Annotated in this window: 4 protein-coding genes; all 4 read left to right on the top strand. The window is 28.4% G+C overall.

The genetic code is table 4. The features are described from left to right. Window positions 1-462: 462 nt before the first annotated feature. The 4 genes from EHU54_RS04005 to EHU54_RS03990 are packed head-to-tail and all read left to right on the top strand — an operon-like array spanning window position 463 to window position 6,133. Window positions 463-3,129 carry a valine--tRNA ligase gene (locus tag EHU54_RS04005; protein WP_400249059.1) on the top strand — a complete coding sequence of 889 codons (2,667 nt, stop codon included), beginning with the start codon at window positions 463-465 and terminating at the stop codon, window positions 3,127-3,129. Then, a complete protein-coding gene (gene trmFO / locus EHU54_RS04000) occupies window positions 3,110-4,444 on the top strand; it encodes a methylenetetrahydrofolate--tRNA-(uracil(54)-C(5))-methyltransferase (FADH(2)-oxidizing) TrmFO (RefSeq protein WP_400249058.1) in 1,335 nt (444 codons plus the stop codon). Before EHU54_RS04005 ends, trmFO begins: the two co-directional genes overlap by 20 nt. Window positions 4,445-4,504: 60 nt before the next feature. Continuing rightward, entirely contained in the window at window positions 4,505-5,923 is a 1,419-nt protein-coding gene (locus tag EHU54_RS03995; RefSeq protein ID WP_400249057.1) for an NADP-dependent glyceraldehyde-3-phosphate dehydrogenase, read from the top strand. Between the two features lie 57 nt (window positions 5,924-5,980). Then, window positions 5,981-6,133 (top strand): hypothetical protein, encoded by a 153-nt coding sequence (locus tag EHU54_RS03990; protein ID WP_400249055.1) that lies wholly within the window; start codon window positions 5,981-5,983, stop codon window positions 6,131-6,133. Window positions 6,134-6,230 lie beyond the last annotated feature (97 nt).

Raw genomic sequence — 6,230 nt, 5'->3', positions numbered from 1 at the left:
AAATTTATCAAATTTCATAATTTTAGATTCCTATAATTTCTATTTTAAATATATTTTATAGGAATTTTAAAATAACTAGGTTATGCAAGAAGTCTAATATTAAAAGGGCAGAAGACACAAAATTAGAAAAAAAAATAAAAATAAAAGTTATAATTAACTTTTATTTTTATTTTAGAATAATATTCTTGGAGGAACAAAAAAGGTTGCAATTAATTGAAAAAGAATTATAATAAAACCATAAATATTAGAGGAGTAATTAAAAAAATAGTTCAGAGAGTTAATTGATGGTGTGAAATTAATCTATTGTTTTAATGAAGGTTGCTAAATATTTTAACTTGATATTTTAATTAAGGTAATAAGTGATACTTATTAAAAAAGGATGGTACCGTAATTATTTAGAAAATAATTGCTCCTATTATTTTATTTAAATAATAGGAGTTTTTATTTAGAAAGGAAACAAAAATGGGAAAAAAATTAACAAAGAAATATGACCATGCCTTGGTCGAAACAGGAAAATATCAATTTTGAAAGAAAAAAAGTTATTTTACTGCAGATGTTACAAGTAAACAGCCAAAGTTTAGTATTGTTATTCCACCCCCAAATGTGACTGGGAAATTACATTTAGGTCATGCCTGAGATACAACATTGCAAGACTTGATTATTCGCTATAAAAAATTACTAGGATTTGATACTTTATATTTACCAGGAATGGACCATGCGGGAATTGCTACACAGGCAAAAGTAGAAGAACGTTTACGTATAACAAAAAATATTTTACGACATGATTTAGGACGAAAAAAGTTTATTGAACAAGTTTGAGCATGAAAGGAAGAATATGCTGAAATTATTCGTGAGCAATGAGCTAAATTAGGATTAGCATTAGATTATTCACGTGAGCAATTTACATTAAATAATAATTTAACATCAGCAGTACAAAAAGTTTTTATTGATTTATACCAAAAAGGATTAATTTATCGTGGTAAACGAATTATTTCTTGAGACCCTGTACAAAAAACCGCTTTATCAAATATTGAAGTTATTTATCAAGAGCAACAAGGCAAAATGTATTATTTTAAATATTTTTTAGAAAATAGTACAAGTGAGTTTTTGACAATTGCAACAACACGCCCAGAAACAATGTTTGCTGATCAATGTGTTGTTGTTAACCCAAATGATAATCGTTATCGCAAATATTGAAATAAAAAAGTGATAAATCCAGCAAATGGTGAATTGCTTCCTATTATTTGTGATAATTATGTTGACCAAGATTTTGGAACGGGAGCAATGAAATGTACACCAGCACATGATGCTAATGATTTTGAAATTGCTTTGCGTCATCATTTAGCAATGCCAATTTGTATGAATTTAGATGGGACAATGAACGAATTGGCTGGAAAATATCATCACCAAGATCGTTTTACTGCCCGTCAAAATTTAGTTCATGATTTAGATCACCAAAAGTTAATTGTTGAAATTAAAGATCATTCTCATCAAGTTGGTTTTTCAGAACGAAGTGGTGCTATTGTTGAACCATATTTATCAGACCAATGATTTGTTAAAATGGAATATTTTGCTGAAAAAATTATTAAATTTCAATCATCACCAAATAAAATTCAATTTTATCCTTCTCGATTTAATACAACATTAATTAATTGAATGAAAAATGTTCAAGATTGATGTATTTCACGGCAACTATGATGAGGACATCAAATTCCAGCATGATATCATAAAGATGATTCAACAAAAATTCATGTTGGCTTAATTCCACCAGATAATAGTAAAAATTGAATTCAAGATGGAGATGTTTTAGATACTTGATTTTCATCAGCATTATGACCAATGACAACTTTAGGATGAAATTGAGATAAAACATTATTTCATCGCTATTTTCCAACTAATGTTTTGGTGACTGGTTATGATATTATTTTCTTTTGAGTTTCAAGAATGATGTTTGACTCATTAGAGTTTACAAAGGAAAAACCATTTAATGATGTTTTAATTCATGGTTTAATTCGTGATGAAGAAGGCCGAAAAATGAGTAAGTCATTAAGGAATGGGATTGATCCGATGGATGTTATCAAAGAATATGGTGCAGATACATTACGCTATTTTTTAGTTACAAATAGTGCACCAGGACAAGATTTACGTTTTTCTTTAGAAAAAGTTAATAGTGCTTGAAATTTTATTAATAAGTTATGAAATGCTGCTCGTTATGTTGAACTGAATTTAACAAGTGATTTTAAACCATTGGTTAATTTTGAAACAGAAATTAAAAACTTATTATTAAACCATCAAGAAAATGCTATTGACCAATGAATTTTAACTGAATTAACAAAAACAATTGCTAAAGTACAAACGAATATGGAAAAATATGAATTTGTCTTAGTTGGCAAAGATTTGTATGATTTTGTATGAAATAAGTTTTGTTCATGATATATTGAATTAACAAAAGTTAATTTACAAAGTAATAATGCCACAATCAAGAAGATAACAATTCAAACATTGTTTTATGTTTTAAAACAAATTTTAATTATGTTACATCCATTTATTCCATTTGTAACAGAAGAAATTTATCAAAAATTAAATTTGAAAGAGTCAATTATGTTAGAAATTTACCCAAAAATTAATTTTAATTATAATGTTGATTATTTGAATTTAGTAACAGAAATTGTTGCTGCAGTCCGTGAATTGCGAAGTAATTATCAAATTAAAAAAGAAGATATTATTGAAATTTGATTTGATCAAATAAGTAGTAAAAATAATATTATTACAAATGTTATTGCATTAATTAATGAATTTATTTTAAAAATGGTTAATAGTAAAGTGACGGGTGTACTTCAAGAAAAAGATGCAAACCAAAAATATGCCACAATTCCATTAACGAATGTTATTTTAGAAGTTGGGTTGAATGATATTGTTGATGAAACAGTAGAACAACAAAAAATCAATGGGGAATTAACTCGTCTTGAACAAGAACTAGAACGAAGCAAAAATATTTTAAATAATCCAAGTTTTTCAGCAAAAGCAAATCCTGAAAAGATTAAACTTGAACAAGAAAAATATGCCCAATATTTAGAACAATATCAACAATTAAAAGGAAAAATAACAAATGGCAATTCCAACGATTAACATTATTGGGGCTGGATTAGCAGGAACCGAGGCAGCGTATCAATTAGCACGACGAGGTTTTAAGGTTAATTTATATGAAAGTAAACGATTAATAAAAAATCCAGTGCAAAAACAAAATTCCTTTGCAGAATTGGTTTGTTCAAATTCGTTACGTAGTGAAAGTTTAACGAATGGTGTTGGTTTATTAAAACAAGAAATGCTAGCATTTAATTCATTAATTATTAAAGCAGCTTATGCAAGCCGTGTTGCAGCTGGGGGAGCATTAGCTGTTGATCGGAATCAGTTTTCAGAATATATTACAACATGGTTAACAAATAATTCAAATGTGACTTTAATTAACCAAGAGGCAACAACTATTGATGATAAAGCAATTACATTGATTGCTTCTGGACCCTTAACAACATCAAAATTTCAAACGACCATTCAAGGATTATTGGGGCAAGAATATTTTTACTTTTATGATGCAGCCGCACCAATTATTACAAAAGAAAGTATTGATTTTACTAAGGTATATTATAAATCACGTTATGATCAAGGCAATAGTAAAGATTATATTAATTGTCCAATGAGCAAGGATGAATTTGAATTATGAGTTCAAACATTAATTACAGCAGAAACAGTAGTTTTACATGATTTTGAAAAAGAAATTTATTTTGAAGGGTGTATGCCAATTGAGGTAATGGCAAAAAGGGGGATTAAGTCATTATTGTTTGGACCATTAAAACCAGTTGGTTTAGAAACCACAAATGGTAACCGTCCATATGCTGTTGTACAATTACGTCAAGATGATGCAATTGATACATTATATAATTTAGTTGGTTTTCAAACTAATTTGAAGTTTCCAGAGCAGCAACGCCTTATTAGTATGATTCCAGGTTTAGCAAATGCTCAGATTGTACGATATGGTGTTATTCATAAGAATAATTTTATTAATTCTCCAATTTTATTAAATCAATTTTTACAAGTAAAAAAACATCAGAATTTATTTTTTGCTGGTCAAATTATTGGCGTTGAAGGATATGTTGAATCAGCAGCCACAGGAATTATTAGTGCCCTAAATATTGCAAGATTATTAAATAATGACCCAATGTTAACATTTCCACCCGAAACAATGATGGGCGCATTAGTGAATTATATTATTAATGCTTCAAAAACTAATTTTCAGCCAATGAAAGCAAATTTTGGCATTATCCCTCCCTTTGAACAACATTTTAAAAGTAAAAATGAAAAATATTTAGCATATAGTGAACGTGCGTTAACAACATTAAAACATTTTATTATAAACAATAATTTAAATGTGGAAAGTATCTTTTAATAATTTTAAAAAAGCATAAAATATAAATAGAATAATGCAGAAAGAAACGAGGCGGTAAAAATGAATTTGGAATTGAATGCATTAATTAATGGTGAATTAATCAATAATGGGGATTGATTAGAAATAATTTCACCAATTAATAATAAGCCGTATGGTCGTGTTCCAGCTCTAAAAGAAAAAGAAATAAATGAAGCGTTTAAGTGGGCTCGACAGTCACAAAAAGAATGAGCAAATTTAGCTTTATTTGAACGAATTAGTTATTTGCAAAAATGAGCAAAATTATTAGAAAGTCATAAGACAGAGCTTGCGAAAATTATGGCCCATGAAATTGGAAAAAGTTTAAAAGATGGTCAAGTTGAAGTAGAACGTAGTATTGAATATATTGATTACACAATTGAAGAAGCAAAACGAGTTTTTCCAGAAACATTAACTGGGGATGGTTGAAATATTAAAAATAAATTAGGGATTTTTTCTCGTGTTCCAAAAGGTGTTATTTTGGCAATTTCACCATTTAATTATCCTGTTAATTTAAGTATTGCAAAAATTGTACCAAGTTTAGTTGTTGGTAATACTGTTGTTTTTAAACCGGCAACAAATGGCACTTTAACTGGGTTATATATGGCAAAATTAGCTTTTGAAGTTGGTTTTCCGAAAGGTGTTTTTAATATTGTAACTGGTCGTGGACGTGATATTGGAGATTTATTAGTTTTAAATCCTGAAATTGATGTTATTTCATTTACTGGGTCAGTTGCTGTTGGCAATCATATTCGCAAATTAGGACATGGAAAAGACTTAGTATTAGAATTAGGAGGAAAAGATCCAGCTTTAGTATTAAAAGATGCTGATTTAACAAAAGCAGTAAAAGAAATTGTTGCTGGTGCTTATGCATATTCTGGACAACGTTGTACGGCTGTTAAGCGAGTATTAGTAGATGAAACAATTGCTGATGAACTAGTAAAATTATTAAAAATAGAAGTTAGCAAGTTAGAAGCAGGTTCGCCATTAGATAATAAAGCTATTATTCCTGTCATTGATTTAAAAGCTGCAGATTTTTTACAAGGTTTAATTGATGATGCTTTAGTAAAAAAAGCAACATTAATACTTGGTAATCAACGAAAAGATAATTTAATTAGTGCAACTTTAATTGACCATGTTACCTCAGAAATGCGATTAGCATGAGAAGAACCATTTGGTCCAGTCTTACCAATTATTCGTTGTAAGAATGTTGAAGAAATGATTACTTTAGCAAATAAATCAAATTTTAAATTGCAAGCATGTATTTTTACAAAAGATATTAATGCAGCATTTAATATTGCTAATGAATTAGAAACAGGAACGGTTAATATTAATGGTCGTACTCAACGAGGACCTGATTCATTCCCGTTTTTAGGAATTCATGATTCTGGACAAGGAGTTCAAGGGATTCGTGAAACAATTAATTCAGTGACACGTTTTAAAGGATTAGTAATTAATTATTAAAACTAATCTTTTTTAGTTTTATGATATATTATAATTATAAGTAGGTGAAAGTAAAAAATGGAAAATAAAGTAGAGCAAATGTCTTTGCGTGAAGAAAAAATTGAACAAACTTTGAATGAACTAATGTCAACAATTCAAGCAATTAATTTAGATCTTACTGAATTACAAGAACGAGCAAGTTTACAAACGAATGCTGTTCTTGATGAATAGGATACTATTGGTGAGCAAATTGCCAATATTGCTAAGGAAATTAATGATTTAGAATATAAGTTTGATATTACCGAAATTTCACTATATTTAATTTTTT

It is taken from the genome of Spiroplasma sp. ald (assembly GCF_044714355.1).
GTDB lineage: Bacteria > Bacillota_I > Bacilli_A > Mycoplasmatales > Mycoplasmataceae > Spiroplasma > Spiroplasma phoeniceum.
Note: the sequence above shows the minus strand (reverse complement) of the source record. Positions and strands in the feature narration are given on the sequence as shown.